The organism is Photorhabdus luminescens subsp. luminescens, assembly GCF_001083805.1.
GTDB classification, from domain to species: Bacteria; Pseudomonadota; Gammaproteobacteria; order Enterobacterales; family Enterobacteriaceae; genus Photorhabdus; species Photorhabdus luminescens.
On the sequence record NZ_JXSK01000002.1, the window covers coordinates 393,133 to 409,998 of the forward strand.

Annotated in this window: 16 protein-coding genes; 5 read left to right on the top strand and 11 right to left on the bottom strand. The window is 43.0% G+C overall.

Annotated elements, in window-relative coordinates; genetic code table 11:
- Positions 1-52: 52 nt before the first annotated feature.
- The 6 genes from adk to apt form a co-directional block, all read right to left on the bottom strand.
- Positions 53-697 (bottom strand): adenylate kinase, encoded by a 645-nt coding sequence (gene adk, locus TI10_RS06670; RefSeq protein WP_049582540.1) that lies wholly within the window; start codon positions 695-697, stop codon positions 53-55.
- Positions 698-995: 298 nt separating this feature from the next.
- Positions 996-2,888 (bottom strand): molecular chaperone HtpG, encoded by a 1,893-nt coding sequence (gene htpG, locus TI10_RS06675; protein ID WP_049582541.1) that lies wholly within the window; start codon positions 2,886-2,888, stop codon positions 996-998.
- Between the two features lie 279 nt (positions 2,889-3,167).
- Positions 3,168-3,773, bottom strand: a complete 606-nt coding sequence (gene recR, locus TI10_RS06680; RefSeq protein WP_049582542.1) for a recombination mediator RecR — start codon at positions 3,771-3,773, stop codon at positions 3,168-3,170.
- Positions 3,773-4,102, bottom strand: coding sequence for a YbaB/EbfC family nucleoid-associated protein (locus tag TI10_RS06685; RefSeq protein ID WP_049582543.1), 330 nt, complete (start codon positions 4,100-4,102; stop codon positions 3,773-3,775). Before TI10_RS06685 ends, recR begins: the two co-directional genes overlap by 1 nt.
- 56 nt (positions 4,103-4,158) lie before the next feature.
- Positions 4,159-6,135: a DNA polymerase III subunit gamma/tau gene (dnaX, locus tag TI10_RS06690; protein WP_049582544.1), complete on the bottom strand. Its 1,977-nt coding sequence runs from the start codon at positions 6,133-6,135 to the stop codon at positions 4,159-4,161.
- Between the two features lie 96 nt (positions 6,136-6,231).
- Positions 6,232-6,783 (bottom strand): adenine phosphoribosyltransferase, encoded by a 552-nt coding sequence (apt, locus tag TI10_RS06695; protein WP_049582545.1) that lies wholly within the window; start codon positions 6,781-6,783, stop codon positions 6,232-6,234.
- A 143-nt stretch (positions 6,784-6,926) separates the two neighbouring features.
- Between apt and priC the strand changes: the two genes are divergently transcribed.
- Positions 6,927-7,469, top strand: a complete 543-nt coding sequence (gene priC, locus TI10_RS06700; protein WP_049582546.1) for a primosomal replication protein PriC — start codon at positions 6,927-6,929, stop codon at positions 7,467-7,469.
- 22 nt (positions 7,470-7,491) lie between these two features.
- Positions 7,492-7,659 carry a pleiotropic regulatory protein RsmS gene (gene rsmS, locus TI10_RS23540; protein WP_074524823.1) on the top strand — a complete coding sequence of 56 codons (168 nt, stop codon included), beginning with the start codon at positions 7,492-7,494 and terminating at the stop codon, positions 7,657-7,659.
- Between the two features lie 127 nt (positions 7,660-7,786).
- Here rsmS and TI10_RS06705 read toward each other — a convergent pair whose 3' ends face one another.
- On the bottom strand, positions 7,787-8,194 hold the full coding sequence (locus tag TI10_RS06705; RefSeq protein ID WP_244161535.1) for a DUF1284 domain-containing protein: 408 nt from the start codon (positions 8,192-8,194) through the stop codon (positions 7,787-7,789).
- Positions 8,195-8,346: 152 nt separating this feature from the next.
- On the opposite strand from TI10_RS06705, the gene TI10_RS06710 reads away from it, so the two are divergent.
- On the top strand, positions 8,347-9,111 hold the full coding sequence (locus TI10_RS06710; protein ID WP_049582548.1) for a 2OG-Fe(II)-dependent halogenase WelO5 family protein: 765 nt from the start codon (positions 8,347-8,349) through the stop codon (positions 9,109-9,111).
- A gap of 256 nt (positions 9,112-9,367) precedes the next feature.
- Here TI10_RS06710 and TI10_RS06715 read toward each other — a convergent pair whose 3' ends face one another.
- From TI10_RS06715 to acrR, 4 genes are all read right to left on the bottom strand, one after another.
- Positions 9,368-9,916, bottom strand: coding sequence for a biotin transporter BioY (locus tag TI10_RS06715; protein WP_049582549.1), 549 nt, complete (start codon positions 9,914-9,916; stop codon positions 9,368-9,370).
- Positions 9,917-9,955: 39 nt separating this feature from the next.
- Positions 9,956-10,585 (bottom strand): energy-coupling factor transporter transmembrane component T family protein, encoded by a 630-nt coding sequence (locus TI10_RS06720; RefSeq protein WP_049582550.1) that lies wholly within the window; start codon positions 10,583-10,585, stop codon positions 9,956-9,958.
- Positions 10,582-11,256 (bottom strand): energy-coupling factor ABC transporter ATP-binding protein, encoded by a 675-nt coding sequence (locus TI10_RS06725; protein ID WP_049582551.1) that lies wholly within the window; start codon positions 11,254-11,256, stop codon positions 10,582-10,584. The genes TI10_RS06720 and TI10_RS06725 overlap by 4 nt, the downstream gene beginning before the upstream one ends.
- 410 nt (positions 11,257-11,666) lie before the next feature.
- Positions 11,667-12,308 carry a multidrug efflux transporter transcriptional repressor AcrR gene (gene acrR / locus TI10_RS06730; protein WP_049582552.1) on the bottom strand — a complete coding sequence of 214 codons (642 nt, stop codon included), beginning with the start codon at positions 12,306-12,308 and terminating at the stop codon, positions 11,667-11,669.
- Positions 12,309-12,437: 129 nt separating this feature from the next.
- On the opposite strand from acrR, the gene TI10_RS06735 reads away from it, so the two are divergent.
- Positions 12,438-13,631 carry an efflux RND transporter periplasmic adaptor subunit gene (locus TI10_RS06735; protein WP_049582553.1) on the top strand — a complete coding sequence of 398 codons (1,194 nt, stop codon included), beginning with the start codon at positions 12,438-12,440 and terminating at the stop codon, positions 13,629-13,631.
- Positions 13,632-13,649: 18 nt separating this feature from the next.
- The gene (locus TI10_RS06740; protein WP_049582554.1) at positions 13,650-16,799 is read left to right on the top strand and encodes an efflux RND transporter permease subunit; all 3,150 of its coding nucleotides are present in this window, start codon (positions 13,650-13,652) and stop codon (positions 16,797-16,799) included.
- Positions 16,800-16,866: the final 67 nt, after the last annotated feature.

Consider the following 16,866-nt stretch of genomic DNA (forward strand, 5'->3'; position numbering starts at 1 on the left):
AATATAAGATAAGGCGACTTATTAGCCGCCTTCCAAGAATCATTCAGGTTGATTAATCCAAAATTTCAGATAATTCTTCACTAATCTCAGATACCTTGCGAGTACCGTCAATTCTAAAATATTTGGTATAATCTGCCTCTGCTTCTTTTTGATAGTAGGATACTAAAGGTGCTGTCTGTTGATGATATTCAACTAAGCGTTTACGCACGATATCTTCGTGATCGTCTTTACGAACGGTCAACTCTTCACCCGTAACATCATCCTTGTTCTCCACTGCCGGCGGATTGAATTTGATGTGATAAACACGGCCAGATGGCGCATGTATACGGCGCCCTATGATACGTTCAATAATCAGTTCATCGGGAACATCGAATTCCAGGACATAATCAACGTTAATCCCCGCTTCTTTCATTGCATCAGCTTGGGGAATAGTACGGGGGAACCCATCCAACAAGAAACCATTGCGGCAGTCATCTTGTTTGATGCGCTCTTTGACCAAAGCAATAACCAGTTCATCAGTAACCAGCTTACCATGATCCATCAGCTCTTTCGCTTTTAAACCCAATTCTGTGCCAGCCTTAACCGCAGTACGCAACATATCGCCAGTAGAAATTTGAGGGACCCCATATTTCTCCACGATGAATTGCGCCTGAGTCCCTTTACCGGCGCCCGGAGCGCCCAGCAGAATAATACGCATTGCGTAAATCCCCTTGCTAGTTAGTTTTTATATTTTAAGAAAACGAATCACCATACCATCTAGCATGGGGTTCGCTCAAGGAAACAGGTAAACGATTTCGTGATATTTTTCTGTAAAAATAAACCACGCCCCATCTTTTTATTAGAGGCGTGGTATAAAGAAGCATATACCCGTCATCTTTCAAGTTGCCTCTTTGTTGGCTGCATTCACTCACCCCGGTCACATAGTTATCTATGCTCCCGGGGATTCGCTCCCTTGCCGTCGCGATGCACCTTGAAATCCATAGGGTATAGTTAAATCAAGCTTTTTCAGACAATAGCAACTGATTCATACGGCGAATAAACTGATTTGGGTCTTCCAATGTGCCGCGCTCAGCAAACAATGCCTGATCAAGCAACAGTTCAATCCAATCTGCGAATTGAGTTTCATCACTGATATCAGCAGCCAGTTTTACCAACTGATGATCAGGATTCAATTCAAAATTGTATTTTACGTCCGGCACCTGTTGACCAGCCGCAGCAAACAGTTTCGCCATCTGCGTGCTCATTTCATCCGCATTTGTTGTCACAATTGCCGGAGTATCCGTCAGACGGTGAGTTAATTTAACCTCTTTTACGCGATCGCCAAGCAATGTTTTCACACGCTCAACAAACGGCTCCAACTGCTTTTCAATTTCTTCCTGCTCGGCTTTGTTTTCATCTGCCAATTTATCCAGCGATTCATCGGCTTTACTGACTGACTGGAATTTTTTACCATCAAAATCAGTGAGGTATCCCATCATCCATTCATCAATGCGATCTGACAGCAACAGAACCTCAATACCTTTCTTACGGAACAGCTCCAGATGAGGACTGTTTTTCGCCGCCGCATAACTGTCTGCGGTGATGTAGTAGATCTTATCCTGACCTTCGGCCATCCTACTCACATACTCTTCCAAAGAAACTGTCTGTGCCGAATCGTCATTATGAGTAGAAGTAAAACGTAGCAATTTAGCGATAGCTTCTTTGTTAGTACTATCCTCTGCCGGACCTTCTTTCATTACCAGACCAAACTGTTGCCAGAATTGCTGGTACTTTTCTGCATCATCTTTCGCCAGTTTATCCAGCATCTGTAATGCACGTTTGGTCAATGCATTACGTAAATTACGGGTAATAGAGTTATCTTGCAAAATTTCACGGGAAACGTTCAGCGGCAAGTCGTTGGAGTCAATCAGGCCACGGACAAAGCGTAAATAGTTCGGCATAAACTGTTCCGCATCATCCATAATAAACACACGCTGGACATATAATTTCAGCCCGTGCTTATGCTCACGGTTCCACATATCCCACGGAGCCTGAGATGGAATATAAAGCATGCTGGTATATTCCTGTTTACCTTCTACGCGGTTATGGCTCCAGATCAGCGGATCAGAAAAATCATGAGAAATATGTTTGTAGAACTCTTTGTACTCTTCATCTGTAATTTCAGATTTACCACGAGTCCACAAAGCTTGAGCTTTATTAATCTTCTCCCAAGTTACTGTATCCTCTTCACCCTCTTCTTCGCTCTTATTTTTGGTTTCAATTTCAACCGGCAAAGCAATATGGTCAGAGTATTTACTGATAACAGAACGCAAACGCCAGTCATTCAGGAATTCATCTTCTCCTTCACGTAAATGAAGGGTGATCTCTGTACCACGCGTCTCTTTTTCAATATCAGCAACCGTGTAATCGCCTTCTCCGGCAGATTCCCAGAATACGCCCTGATCAATTGAAGCGCCAGCAGCACGAGTACGTACAGTGACTTTATCAGACACAATAAATGCAGAGTAAAACCCAACACCAAACTGACCAATTAACTGGCTGTCTTTAGCCTGATCTGAACCAATAGATTCCAGAAAAGCTTTTGTTCCTGATTTAGCAATCGTTCCAAGATTATCGATAACTTCATCACGAGTCATACCAATGCCATTATCACTAATGGTGATGCTTCTCTTTTCTTTATCAAAAGAAAGGCGAACGCGTAGTTCACCATCATTTTCATAAAGTTTTGGAGCAGATAATGCGCGGAAACGTAATTTGTCAGCAGCATCGGAAGCGTTTGAGATTAGCTCACGAAGGAAAATCTCTTTATTGGAATAGAGTGAATGGATCATTAATTGCAGAAGTTGTTTTACTTCAGACTGAAATCCACGGGTTTCCTGACCTTTCATACTCATTTATTACCTCAATCTAAATCCAGTTCAGACAGACAAAATCAGACGATGATATGCAGATGGGGATAAATAAGTTGAATTTCAAGTTTGATTATCGAAAAGAATATGAAGTAATTTTGATCATAGCAAAATGAACTAAAAGGCATGCGCCACATATAATGTAGCGCCTCAAAACCTTTACGATTTGCTCTAACCAAGCTACAGAACTATTCAAGCACGTAATTCAAGCACGTATTCAATCACGACTCGATAAAACTGTAAGGCATTAACAGAAAATCAATAAGTAATCTTCTGCCGCCCGGCAATTGAATGGGACAATGTTGTACCATCTACCATCTCAAGTTCACCACCAACTGGTACACCATGAGCAATACGACTGGCTGTCACACCATATTGAACGCATATCTCTGCGATATAATTGGCAGTGGCCTCTCCCTCCACTGTCGGGTTAGTCGCCAGAATCACCTCTGAAATCTCTTCAGTGGCGAGACGATCCTCAAGACGATCTAAACCAATATCCATTGGACCAATGCCATCTAATGGAGATAAATGCCCCATCAATACAAAATAACGCCCGGCAAACTGCCCGGTTTGCTCAATAGCATGAATATCCGCAGGGCTTTCAACCACACAGATTCGACCATTTTGTTGACGGCGCGGATTAGCACAAATCGTGCACTGTTCCTGTTCAGTAAAAGTCCGGCAATATTTGCAGTGTCCAATTTCTGACATCGCTCTGGTCAATGCCTGAGCCAAACGCATTCCACCACTGCGATCACGCTGTAGCAGATGAAAAGCCATCCGCTGTGCAGACTTAGGGCCAACCCCTGGTAAACAGCGTAATGCTTCCATCAAGGATTCAAGGAGAGGACTGGTTTGCATCAGAATGGCATCTTAAAGCCTGGCGGCAATTGCATCCCACTGGAAATGCCAGCCATTTTCTCTTTCTGAGTCTCTTCAATACGACGGGCTGCGTCATTGAATGCAGCAGCAATCAGGTCTTCCAACATCTCTTTGTCATCTTCCATCAGGCTTGGATCGATCTCAACACGACGACAATTATGAGCGCCATTGATAGTCACTTTAACCAGACCTGCACCCGATTCACCCGTCACTTCCAGATTGGCGATCTCTTCTTGCATTTTCTGCATTTTGTCTTGCATTTGCTGGGCCTGTTTCATCAAATTGCCCAAACCACCTTTACCAAACATAGATTTCTCTCTTCGCTATGGCTACATCGTACAACAAGGTACAGATTGCAGCATGGTTAAACCGGTCGGATACTCTCTTCATCCAATTCAGCATCAAATACCTGCCGCAATGTTTGAATAGTTTTATCCGCAATAATTGATTGGCGAGCTTGTGCCAATTTCTCTTCATAAATGGCTTGTCGCCACTCCAGCGGAGTTTTCTCCGCAGGATTATCATCTTCAATAATGCTGAATTCAACCGTTGCGCCGTATAATTCGCTCAAAGCTCCCGCTAATGACTTTTGTGCAAAAGCGGAATTAAGGTGACGCTGGCTCGAACGTAGATGTAAACGGATATTATTTGCACTAATCTGCTCTTTGAACGCATTTAATGCCAATTGCTGCACCAGTTTAGGAATTTTAAGTTTACCAACTTCTGCGGCCCATGCATCTCTCTGTTTGGATTCTTCCGCTAATTTATCTGCCAGTTCTGGTGTTTTCTCATGTTCTAAAGCTGTCCTTAAAGCCTTTGGCGTCGCCACATGAGTTTCTGTTTTCTCCTCAATATTCTTGGCACGCCAACGGTAAGCTTCTTTTTTCTCAGGTTTATTTTCCTGTTTTTTATCTATTGATGACTGAGATCGCTGTCCTGACACTGCGGCAAGCCGCTCTAAGGCTGAAGTTGCTGACTTCATCTTAACAGGCGTTGCCGATTCAGGCTTTTTTGTTGGCGTTTGCTCTTGCTGTCGGGATAACACATTCCTTGCTTTCAGCAACTGCGCGGTTGGGCTTGATGCAAGCGCCTGAGGTATCTGAGGCTCCGACTGAGAAATTCTATCCAATTGTGCTGGTTCATTAATATAATTAGCCGGCGGCACATCCCCCTGATCACTCTGTTTTGGCTGTGTTGTAACTGATGGTATCACCGCAGGATTTACCACCGGTGCAGCAACCTCTTCAATCACTGTTTTTGGGTGAAATGCCAAAGCTCTGAACAGAGCCATTTCAACACCCATCCTGCGCTCCGGCGCATACGGCAAATCCCTACGACCAATCAGCAAAGTTTGATAATAAAGTTGCAAATCTTCCGGTGAAATCGCTTTTGCCAATATCCGCAAACGGCCTTCAATTGATGAAGAAGCACTCTCTGGTTGAGAAGGTAACAATTGAAGCATTGCAATACGATGTAGCAATGAAAGAATCTCTACCAACAACTCTTCCCAGTCAGCCCCCCGCGAAGCGACTTGTTCTACCAATGCCATAACCTGCTGACCGTCAGCTCGAATCAATGCTTCAATAATTGATAACGGTTGTTCATCATCCAACGTTCCTAGCATCAAGCTAACTATTTCGGCTGTTATCTGGCCCTGCCCGATAGCAATAGCTTGATCCGTCAGACTCAAAGCGTCACGCATGCTGCCATCAGCAGCACGAGCCAATAGCTGGCGAGCGCGACTGTCATTCTCTATATGTTCAGCTTTAAGAATGCGCTCAAGCTGATCGCTTATCTGACCAATATCCAGCGATTTGAGATGAAACTGCAAGCAACGGGAAAGAATGGTCACAGGCAATTTTTGTGGATCAGTCGTTGCCAGTAGAAATTTCACATGCTCAGGCGGCTCTTCCAACGTTTTTAATAATGCATTGAAACTGTGGCGGGACAGCATATGCACTTCATCAATCAGGTAGACTTTAAAACGCCCACGAGCCGGAGCATATTGCACGTTATCCAGCAATTCACGCGTATCTTCAACTTTAGTACGGGAAGCCGCATCAATTTCAATTAAATCGACAAATCGCCCCTGTTCAATTTCAAGGCAATTAACACATTTACCACAAGGCTTATCAGTAATACCTATTTCACAATTTAGCCCCTTAGCAAACAAACGGGCGATCGTTGTTTTCCCGACACCTCTCGTGCCAGAAAATAAATAGGCGTGATGAAGCCGGCCGTGGGCAAGACCATTAGCTAACGCAGCCAAGACATATTCCTGACCAATTACATCAGAAAATATTTGTGGACGCCACTTACGGGCAAGTACCTGATAGCTCATTGATACCGGGAAAATCGAATACAGTTGGCTACCATGCTAACACAGCCTCACTACAGACAGCGAGGCCGATATGTTAGTAATACGAAAATAAGCAGATTAATGATCTGGGAATTCAAGTAGAGTAAAACTACTTATACCTTGTCTTTGCAGGCGCTCAGCACCGCCTAAACCAAGCAAACCAATAATAAAGGCTGCTTCAGAAACCTCACCGCCTAAGCGACGGATTAAACGGACGGTGGCTTCAACCGTTCCCCCCGTTGCCAGCAAATCATCAATAACCAACACTTTATCGTTTTCTTTTACGCTATCCTTATGCATTTCCAACGTATCAGTGCCATACTCTAGATCGTATGTCTCACTCAATGTTTCCCGAGGTAGTTTGCCCGCTTTACGAACAGGAACAAAACCAACACCAAGACGTAACGCAACCGGAGCGCCAAACAGAAAGCCGCGAGCTTCGGTACCAACAATTTTTGTAATGCCTTTATCCCGATATCGCTCTACCAGAAGATCAATTGTTATTTGGTAGGCAAGAGGGTTATCCAATAAAGTGGTAATATCACGAAAAAGAATCCCTGGTTTCGGATAATCAGGAACCGTTTCAATGCTGTCTTTAATAAATTGCAGTTGCTGCGCGTTTGCGGTCATAATCGGTGCCAATGAGTAGAACACGGAGGTTCTAAAATCTATGTAAACTGATAGAAAAAAGCAACTGATGAACACGCATCAGCCTACTTTTTGTTGTTCCAGATTAATTCTGCTTCACAAGACATAACCATTTTAGGGTATAAATGAATACGCAGCCGTTACTAAATTTACTCGAAAAACAGGTCGATATATTGGCGGAAGAGATAGCGCCATTAGCAGACACCCCATTCTCTACTGCCCGGTTTGATCAGGCTTTATTTAACCGACACAGCGATAAACTCCGTGGTTATCTACATGAAGTCAGGCACAACATGGAACAACTCAAAGAGTGTGTTCAAGATCACCGAACCGCACAAGTCGCATTTCTGACTGAACGCCTGATTGCCCAAATAGAGGCATTAAAGCGTGAATTGTCCACCCAGTCATTGAGAAAAAAAGAGAGCCGATTTGAACATAAACAACAAGCTACTGATCTGTATCACAAACTGGCTGAACATCAGGATTATGAACGCCGTCTGCTCGCAATGATCAATGATAGAGAGCTAAAATTGAATCAACAAACTACACTTAGTCATCAACAAAAAATACAGAAAGAAATCGCGGCATTAGCCGGAAGATTAGCACGTTGCCGTCAATCTTTGACGCGAATTGAAAAATCAATTGAATACAAAGAGAACATGGACTAACGATTCAAATGAGGAATACTTTATGTCCGTCGAACACGCACCACCTGAAGTTCAACTTGCTGTTGATCTGATCTATTTACTGGAATGCAATGAAATCGCCCCTGAAATTGCACTCGCTGCACTAGAAATCGTCAAACACGATTACCAGGCAAAATTAGCTAAGCAGTCACAGTCAACGAAGGAATATTAAACGATTTACTTCAAACATCTTAATAGATACCTTGATCGATACTAAAAGATTCACGTTTATCTTAAGTATGTGATCACACATTCATATCAATATTAGCCTTTGCAAAATTTCAAACGGCTTTATATCGTCACTCGCCCTTTCCACTATTTCGTTTAAGAAACGTTGAAGAATAATCATCCTCAGCAATTCGTGTGCAAAGCAACTCCCATTCACAGCCTACACAAGCCGATCTTATGATCCCACGATTGAAAGCCCATCGCGCCTGTTTAAAATAGGTCTCATCAAGCCTCAATGTATGACCTATCTCAATTGGTCGGCCCATAAGAGCACTCACGGCTTCCAAAGCTCGTCTATCCCGGACAATAACACTCTCGCCAAAACAATGAGGTTTGCCTTCTCCAAGCAAAGGGATACATATGTCATCCGGCCCTGCCACAATCAGGATATCTTCGTCCCGAATTCGAGGAATAATCCTATTGTAATTTTCAACAAAATCAGGGGAATATCCGTTACCTGCGTAGGTAAGAATACACAAAAGGTGATGACCTCTTAGAAATATTGTCATTATTGCGCTCCCAAACGTGATTAAGTGTTGCATTTTTATACAATTAATGCTATACGATCGATATTAACCATCAATAGATCAATTTTTCTAATATAAAGAAAATCGGCTAGGAATCGACTATTATGTCGTCACGGTGGATATCAAACAAGCTTGTCAAATTATCATCAGAAAGCTTGCAGGCAATCATAGATAACAAGATTCCAGCAGCGATAATAGATGATTTTGCAACTAAAGAAGAAGCAGAACAGCTTTCGTCTGCAATACTGAACATGAAGGCAAAGCCATATGAATTTGGAAAACCAGGGTTTTATTTGGGAAACCCACTCGCTCATTACCGCAATCGACCAAAAGAGCAATATTTCGCTCAAGTTAGCGTAGCTGAGCAAGACTTCACCCAAATTATCAATCAAGCTTTTGATCCAATTACTCGGTTCATACGATATATCAATCACGATACAAATTTCAGCGTTTCGGTCGCAAAAGAACCGGGGTTTGGCCCCTATTTTGCCGGTATCGTCCGGATTATCTCCGGTGGCTCGGATCTACATGTGGACTATGCACCCACTTTTGCGAAAGGAAATTTAGTCGTCGGAGATATATCGACTCAGCTTGCCTGGAATCTCTATATTTTATCTCCCTCTCAGGGAGGAGAAACCGTGATCTATAATCAACCATTCAAAAGTACTGCGGTTGATAAAACATACAAACCGTATGACAGCGCTCTATTAGCTGATTGCGAATCTTTCACTTTCCGACCCCAAGTCGGCTCCGTCGTCATTTTTAACACCAGCAACCCTCATATTATCCTGCCTGCAAACAGCAACCGAATTGCCACAGGCTCCTTCATTGGTGTATTAAATGAGAAGAAGCTGATTTTATGGTCGTAATGCCTTTCAGTAAGATATCTGGAATCTGAACATTAAGATCACTTTTTCTTATTCTACCGCCATTTTATATGTTGTAACAATTATCACGCGGGAAACGTCATGATATGCAGAAAAACTACAATTAATTGATATTATATCTTTAAGTTACCGTTGAGAGCTATCGTCCAGTCATCCAAGCCATAATCGGCATAATAATGGTGACACTTAGCGACAACTATTGGGTAATCACAAGCAAATATCCCCCCGCTATAAAAATTTAAGAACGCGGTTCAAGAGTGGGATAAGCCCGACGAACCGTTTTCGCAATCAAAATAACCAGTATGATTTTAATAATATCTCCCGGTATGAATCCAATCGAACCTACGGTTGATTGCCAAATACTGATATTGGCAAATGCGGCAATCCACGGGATACCGATCGCATAAACAACCATAATTCCACCAAAGACAAGGAATACAGCTTCCTTAAAGGTATTTAGGTTTGCAAGATTTTTCTCATATAAATAGCCGATAACAAAAGCAGCAATCGGCCATGCCAAAATAAAGCCGCCACTTGGACTGAGAAATACACTCAATCCTCCCCTTCCTCCAGACATTACCGGTAATCCAACGGTAACAAGCACACAAAAGAGCAATAATGCTAATCCACCCCGTTTCGCGCCAATAATGGCGCCAGCAAGCATTGCTCCCATTGACTGCGCTGTTATCGGAACGCCTACAACGGGAAGTGTCAGTGGCGGAAATAAACCCAGCGCTACGGTTAGAGAGGCAAATAGTGCTATATAAACAACATCTCTTGTAGACATTTAATCCCCTTTCTTTTCGATAAAGCCACAACCGCTGCTTCACTTGCTACTTGATTTATTTCTGTCAAATCCGGGATCATAGGACCTAGCTTCAATAGCAGCGGAAATATCGTCTGCCATTTTGAGCATTCGCACAATAACAGGAACTGCAATTGCAATGATACTCTTATCGAGGCCTCTTGCTTTCTGCGCTTCTCGTACTTCTTCTGTAATTGACCCCAGAACAGGGATAAACCGCAAAGTAAGCGATAGAGCCAAGCTTACTTTTCCAGGATTGATGCCAAGATAATACAACCACCCAAGCCCCTTTTCCAATGCGCCGATCATATCAGAAGAGCGCGTAGTGAGAGTAACAAGCGAGGCCAGCAGCAAAAGAGAGGCAAGACGAACCACCACAAGTACACCTGCGGTCCAGTGGTGTAAAAGCAATTGGACTATAAAAATAAGTACGAGTATCCATAGCGCCGACCGTAACTGCATCCAAGCAGTTTTTAATGAGATTTTGGCTAACAAGTATAAAAGTACGATGCCTGTCAACGCCGCAACAGAAAGATCGATACGAGGAACAACGAAAAGCAATGTTCCCAGAATGACCAAAGAAATAATTTTAAGCCCAGGGCTAACTCGATGCACAAATGATGAACCAGGATTATATCCAGACAGACTCATAGCATCATCCTTACATATTCAGGAATAGCAATAGAGGGTATGTCATCAACTACCACACGACCATCATCAAATACCAGAACACGATCAAATCCCGACAAAAAATCAAGGTCATGAGATACTACAATCACGGTTTGAGATAAGTTATCAATTGCTTCGGCAACACGGCGCTTGTTTCGTAAATCCAGCAAGGTTGTAGGCTCATCGAAAATAATGTAATCGGGCTCCATCACCAGAACACCAGAAATCGCAAGGAGTTGTTTCTGACCACCACTTAAAAGATGGGCAGGATACTCCCTAAATTGAAGTAAATCATATCGAGAAAGCGCCTCTTGTGTTCTTTGTTGAATCGTGTCCTTAGAAAAACCAAGATTTTTCATTCCAAAGGCCAAATCTTCTTCAACGACTGGAAAAACGATCTGATTGTCAGGATTCTGAAATACGAAGCCCACCTTACGCCGGATCGCTTTACCCTCCGTTCTGGTGTTCAGACCATCCACCAAAACATCACCACTTTTCGGTACCAACAATCCATTAAGAAGACGTGCGAATGTACTTTTGCCACAACCGTTACTACCTATGATGGCAATCCGTTTTTCCTTTAGCTGCAAATTTAATTCTTTCAATATCACTCGCTCGCCATAGGCATGCGTTACATTTCGTATTTCCAACATAGATGGCTATCCCTTAACAACCGCGGTCAACAATATAACACTGCTCTTACTTAATGCTGTGTGTCTATAAAATCCGTAGGGAAAACTCAATCAATGTACTGATTTCAGCGTCATCAACCAATTCCAACTTGCTGATATCACGAGCAGCTATTCCACGCTCGCCAAATCTAATCAGTACATTTTACACCGTCAGAATCTTCAAAATTTACCTTAGGTTATAGCTTTTTTTGACCTCTTACCTAACAAAACCGGCAACAGCATCTGATATTAGAAATATTTTTTGCTTAGTTCCCCAATCTCATCTCTTATATAACAGCAGATAAACAAAGAGCATAAGATAATGACTTTTTGCCATTAGCCACATTGTTAGCAATTACCAAAATAGAATTTTCCTCTATTATTCTAGTTCTTCATTTTTCAGTGATTTTCATATGCTCACTATATTTAAGCATATCGATAAAACTGTCTACTAACGACTCCGCTTCTTTTTGAATATCAAAACTATCTGGCGCAAATAACCAATTTTCCAATAAGCCCGTTATCAATCCTCTTAACATGATAGCCGCTCTACGCAAATGAAGATTATAAGGAAGCTGACCTGATACAATACAACCAGAAAGAGACTCTTCAATACGCACGTAGTCTGCAACACACAGCTCCTGACGGACTTCCACCAAGGCAGACATTTCACCGACAAACTCACATTTGTGGAAAAAAATCTCCATTAATAGCCGGTTTTTCGGATCGTCAACGACCGACGTCAGGATATGGATGATTAAAGTTCTTAAAATCAGGAGTGGATTATTAGGATATTTTGCTTGATACTCTTTTTCTAATTCGTCAATCTTAGAATCTGTTATTCTACAAGCTTCGGAAAACAGGTCTACTTTATTTTTAAAGTGCCAGTAAATTGCCCCTCGGGTTACCCCTGCTGTTGTGGCAATATCTGTCAGTGAAGTAGCAGAGACACCGCGCTCAGAAAACTCTTTTATAGCTGCGTCTATAATCTGTTGCCGGGTCTCCTCAGCTTGTTGTTTAGTTTTTCGTGCCATACACTCTAATTTTAACCTAAAATGGATTTACATACATTCGCGTATGTTTGTATTATAGCATGCTGTTATTAATGGAGTAATGGTTTTACGGATTGAAGGGTCAACATCTAAAAATATTGAGGTTTACTTATGCGAATAAACAGGGGAGTTTTGCCTCTGGCTACAGTACTGGTATTCTCAGGCAGCTTAGCTCTTTCAGGATGTAACGACAAAGGCTCTCAGCAGGGTGCTGGGAATCAACAGGCTCCTGAAGTCGGTATCGTGACGCTGAAAAATGAACCTCTGATGGTCACGACAGAACTTCCAGGCCGAACGTCAGCCTTCCGCATTGCAGAAGTTCGTCCACAAGTAAGCGGTATAATTCTAAAACGAAACTATAAAGAAGGTAGCGATGTAAAAGCAGGCACATCTTTATATCAGATAGATCCAGCAACTTACCAAGCTGACTACGACAAAGCTAAAGCTGAGTTGGCAAAAGCTCAAGCTAATGCAGAGATCGAACGTTTGACAGTCAACCGATATAAGTCACTGTTAGGTACAAACTATGTTAGTCAACAGGAATTTGATAAAGCCAGCGCCGACTACGCGCAGATGAATGCTATAGTACAGGCAGCAAAATCGACTGTAGAGACCGCCCGTATCAATTTGGCATATACCAAAGTTACAGCGCCGATTAGTGGTCGTTCCGGCAAATCTACTATAACTGAAGGCGCTCTAGTTTCTGTTGGTCAACCAACAGCATTGACAACTGTTCAACAACTCGATCCAATTTATGTGGATGTCACTCAGTCAAGTGATGATTATCTGCGTCTTAAAAATGAAATCGCCAAAGGTGTTGTGCAAAAAGGGGACAATAAGGCCAAAGTTCACCTGATCATGGAAAATGGCAAAAATTACAGTGAAACAGGTTACCTGGAATTCTCTGATATCACTGTAGATGAAACAACAGGCTCTATCACTATTCGTGCTATATTCCCTAACCCAAATGAAGAGTTACTGCCAGGCATGTTTGTTCGTGCAAAACTGGAAGAAGGTATTCGCCGGGATTCAATACTCGTTCCTCAGCAAGGAGTTACCCGTACACCTCGTGGTGAAGCTACTGTCATGGTGGTTGGTGCAAACGAAAAAGTCGAACCACGCATTATCACAGCTAACCAAGCTATCGGTGATAAATGGCTAGTAACTTCCGGTCTGAAAGCAGGTGATCGGGTCATTGTTACTGGTTTGCAAAAAATTAAACCCGGCATACCGGTTAAAGCAGAAGAAGTGGACTTAAATGTAAAATCTGCTGCAAACCAAGCTGAACCTGCGAAAAAGTCTTAATTTAGGAGTCGGTGATTCATGCCTAAGTTTTTTATAGATCGGCCAATCTTTGCATGGGTAATCGCAATTATCACCATGCTGGCTGGGCTGCTGGCAATTATGAAATTACCCGTGGCGCAATATCCTACTATCGCACCACCGGCGATTTCTATCGCCGCCACTTATCCCGGCGCAGATGCCACCACTGTACAAAACACCGTTACTCAGGTTATCGAACAGAACATGAATGGTATCGACAACCTGGTTTATATGTCTTCCGACAGTGATTCTGCTGGAAACATGAATATCACACTAACCTTTGAAGCGGGTACTGATCCCGACATTGCACAGGTACAGGTACAAAACAAGCTGCAACTCGCTATGCCTCTGTTACCACAAGAAGTGCAACAGCAAGGGATACGTGTAGATAAATCCACAGCCTCTTTCCTGATGGTTGCCGGATTCATCTCTGAAGATGGCTCCATGTCACAGGACGATATCTCTGACTATGTTGGCGCAACCGTCAAGGACCCTTTAAGTCGAGTAACGGGTGTAGGTGATACAATGCTTTTCGGTAACCAGTATGCCATGCGTATCTGGTTAAATCCTGACAAGCTCGTTAACTACAAAATGACGACCCTGGATGTAATAAATGCAATCAAAGCGCAAAATAACCAAATAGCCGCCGGTCAATTAGGAGGAACCCCCCCCGTTCCAGGTCAACGCTTGAATGCTTCGATCATTGCTCAAACACGTCTAACCTCACCGGAAGAGTTCAGTAATATTCTTCTGCGCGTCAATACTGATGGTTCTCAGGTCCGTCTGAAAGATGTAGCAAATGTGGAACTAGGTGCAGAAAGCTACAACATCATTGCCCGCTATAACGGTAAACCTGCTGCGGGTATCGGTGTCAAACTAGCAACAGGCGCTAACGCTTTGGATACATCCAAAGCAGTAAAAGAAGCGCTAAAAAATATGGAACCTTTCTTCCCTCACGGGCTGAAAATCGTCTATCCATATGACACCACACCATTCGTTAAAATTTCTATTAACGAGGTGGTAAAAACACTCGTTGAAGCAATTATGCTTGTGTTCGTGGTAATGTACCTATTTCTCCAAAATTTCCGCGCTACACTCATTCCAACCATTGCAGTTCCAGTCGTGCTCTTAGGAACATTTGCAATACTCGCTACATTTGGCTATTCAATAAATACACTAACCATGTTTGCTATGGTTCTTGCCATTGGCTTATTGGTAGATGATGCCATTGTTGTTGTAGAAAACGTTGAACGTGTTATGCAGGAAGAAGGTCTATCGCCAAAAGAAGCAACCAGGAAATCAATGGGACAAATCCAAAGCGCCCTAGTTGGTATTGCAATGGTGCTGTCTGCTGTATTTATCCCAATGGCCTTCTTCGGCGGTTCAACCGGTGCAATTTATCGTCAATTCTCGATTACCATCGTATCTGCAATGGTACTATCTGTGCTGGTAGCCTTAATCCTGACACCAGCTCTATGTGCCACTATGTTGAAACCCATTGCCAAAGGTAGCCACGGTAAGCAGACCGGCATCTTTGGTTGGTTCAACCGCATATTTGACAAAAGTACCCACCACTATACTGACAGTGTCGGTCGTATTCTACGCAATACAGGCCGTTATCTGGTAATTTATGTATTCCTGGTGGCTGGCATGGCCCTCATGTTCACACGTTTACCATCCTCCTTTCTTCCTGAAGAAGATCAGGGAGTATTGCTGACAATGGTTCAATTACCTGCGGGGGCAACACAGGAACAAACAGAGAAAGTTCTGGATAAGGTAAGCGATTACTTCAATACAGAAGAAAAAGATCGTGTGGTTTCTGTATTTACCGTTAGTGGCTTTGGTTTTAGTGGTCAAGGGCAAAACACTGGGTTGGGCTTTATAAGCCTGAAAGACTGGGGTGAACGTTCTGGCGCTGAAAACAAAGTACCTGCTATTGTTGCCCGAGCTAGTGCTCACTTCCAGAAAATCAAAGAAGGTATGGTTTTTGCGTTTAACATCCCGGCAATTGTAGAGTTAGGTTCAGCAACCGGCTTTGATTTTGAATTAATTGATAAAGCAAACCTTGGACATGACAAGCTGACAGAAGCCCGTAACCAATTACTTGGCATGATACAACAGCATCCAGATATGTTAGTAGGTGTTCGTCCTAATGGTCAGGAAGACACCCCCCAATACCGGCTCAGGATAGATCAGGAAAAAGCTGAAGCTCTCGGTGTTTCCATCGCTGATATTAACTCAACACTCAGCACAATGTTTGGTAGTAACTATGTGAACGACTTTATTGATCGCGGTCGTGTCAAAAAAGTCTACGTTCAGTCGGAAGCGCCTTATCGTATGCTGCCAAGTGATATCTACAAACTGTATGTCCGTAACAAACAAGGTGAAATGGTTCCATTCTCTGCCTTCATAGATACATCCAAAGAACCGTGGACCTACGGTTCGCCACGCTTGGAACGTTACAACGGTTTGCCATCAATGGAAATTCTGGGTGAAGCAGCTCCAGGTAAAAGTACCGGTGATGCAATGGCCCTGATGGAAGAACTGGCATCTAAGCTACCAAATGGGATTGGTTTCGACTGGACAGGTATGTCCTATCAGGAACGCTTATCCGGTAATCAGGCCCCAGCTCTGTATGCATTATCATTGATAGTGGTATTCTTATGTCTGGCAGCACTGTATGAAAGCTGGTCAATTCCATTCTCAGTTATGTTAGTAGTACCACTGGGTATCGTTGGGGCCTTGTTAGCAACAACATTCCGCGGTTTAGATAACGATGTTTACTTTAAAGTTGGCTTGTTAACCACTATCGGTTTGTCGGCGAAAAACGCGATACTCATCGTTGAATTCGCCAAGGATCTGATGGAAAAAGAAGGCAAGGGGTTGATAGAAGCTACGCTAGATGCAGTAAGAATGCGTCTTCGCCCAATCCTAATGACATCACTAGCATTTATGTTAGGTGTTATCCCCCTAGTACTAAGTAATGGTGCAGGCTCCGGCTCTCAAAACGCAGTGGGTACTGGGGTATTAGGCGGAATGATTGCAGCAACCTCACTAGCAATCTTTTTCGTACCAGTATTCTTTGTAGTTATAAGACGACGTTTCAGTAAGAAAACGGAGGAGATTGAACCTGCGTCAGAATCTCATTAAATACTACCAACAATAACCAGGAGGCCGTCAAATCGGCCTTCTTAAATATAATAGTTGCTTCCATCTG

Bases quoted from the DNA above. Each gene is read 5' to 3' on its own strand.
- adk (WP_049582540.1), bottom strand. From the start codon at position 697: ATGCGTATTATTCTGCTGGGCGCTCCGGGCGCCGGTAAAGGGACTCAG.
- htpG (WP_049582541.1), bottom strand. From the start codon at position 2,888: ATGAAAGGTCAGGAAACCCGTGGATTTCAGTCTGAAGTAAAACAACTT.
- recR (WP_049582542.1), bottom strand. From the start codon at position 3,773: ATGCAAACCAGTCCTCTCCTTGAATCCTTGATGGAAGCATTACGCTGT.
- TI10_RS06685 (WP_049582543.1), bottom strand. From the start codon at position 4,102: ATGTTTGGTAAAGGTGGTTTGGGCAATTTGATGAAACAGGCCCAGCAA.
- dnaX (WP_049582544.1), bottom strand. From the start codon at position 6,135: ATGAGCTATCAGGTACTTGCCCGTAAGTGGCGTCCACAAATATTTTCT.
- apt (WP_049582545.1), bottom strand. From the start codon at position 6,783: ATGACCGCAAACGCGCAGCAACTGCAATTTATTAAAGACAGCATTGAA.
- priC (WP_049582546.1), top strand. From the start codon at position 6,927: ATGAATACGCAGCCGTTACTAAATTTACTCGAAAAACAGGTCGATATA.
- rsmS (WP_074524823.1), top strand. From the start codon at position 7,492: ATGTCCGTCGAACACGCACCACCTGAAGTTCAACTTGCTGTTGATCTG.
- TI10_RS06710 (WP_049582548.1), top strand. From the start codon at position 8,347: ATGTCGTCACGGTGGATATCAAACAAGCTTGTCAAATTATCATCAGAA.
- TI10_RS06715 (WP_049582549.1), bottom strand. From the start codon at position 9,916: ATGTCTACAAGAGATGTTGTTTATATAGCACTATTTGCCTCTCTAACC.
- TI10_RS06720 (WP_049582550.1), bottom strand. From the start codon at position 10,585: ATGAGTCTGTCTGGATATAATCCTGGTTCATCATTTGTGCATCGAGTT.
- TI10_RS06725 (WP_049582551.1), bottom strand. From the start codon at position 11,256: ATGTTGGAAATACGAAATGTAACGCATGCCTATGGCGAGCGAGTGATA.
- acrR (WP_049582552.1), bottom strand. From the start codon at position 12,308: ATGGCACGAAAAACTAAACAACAAGCTGAGGAGACCCGGCAACAGATT.
- TI10_RS06735 (WP_049582553.1), top strand. From the start codon at position 12,438: ATGCGAATAAACAGGGGAGTTTTGCCTCTGGCTACAGTACTGGTATTC.
- TI10_RS06740 (WP_049582554.1), top strand. From the start codon at position 13,650: ATGCCTAAGTTTTTTATAGATCGGCCAATCTTTGCATGGGTAATCGCA.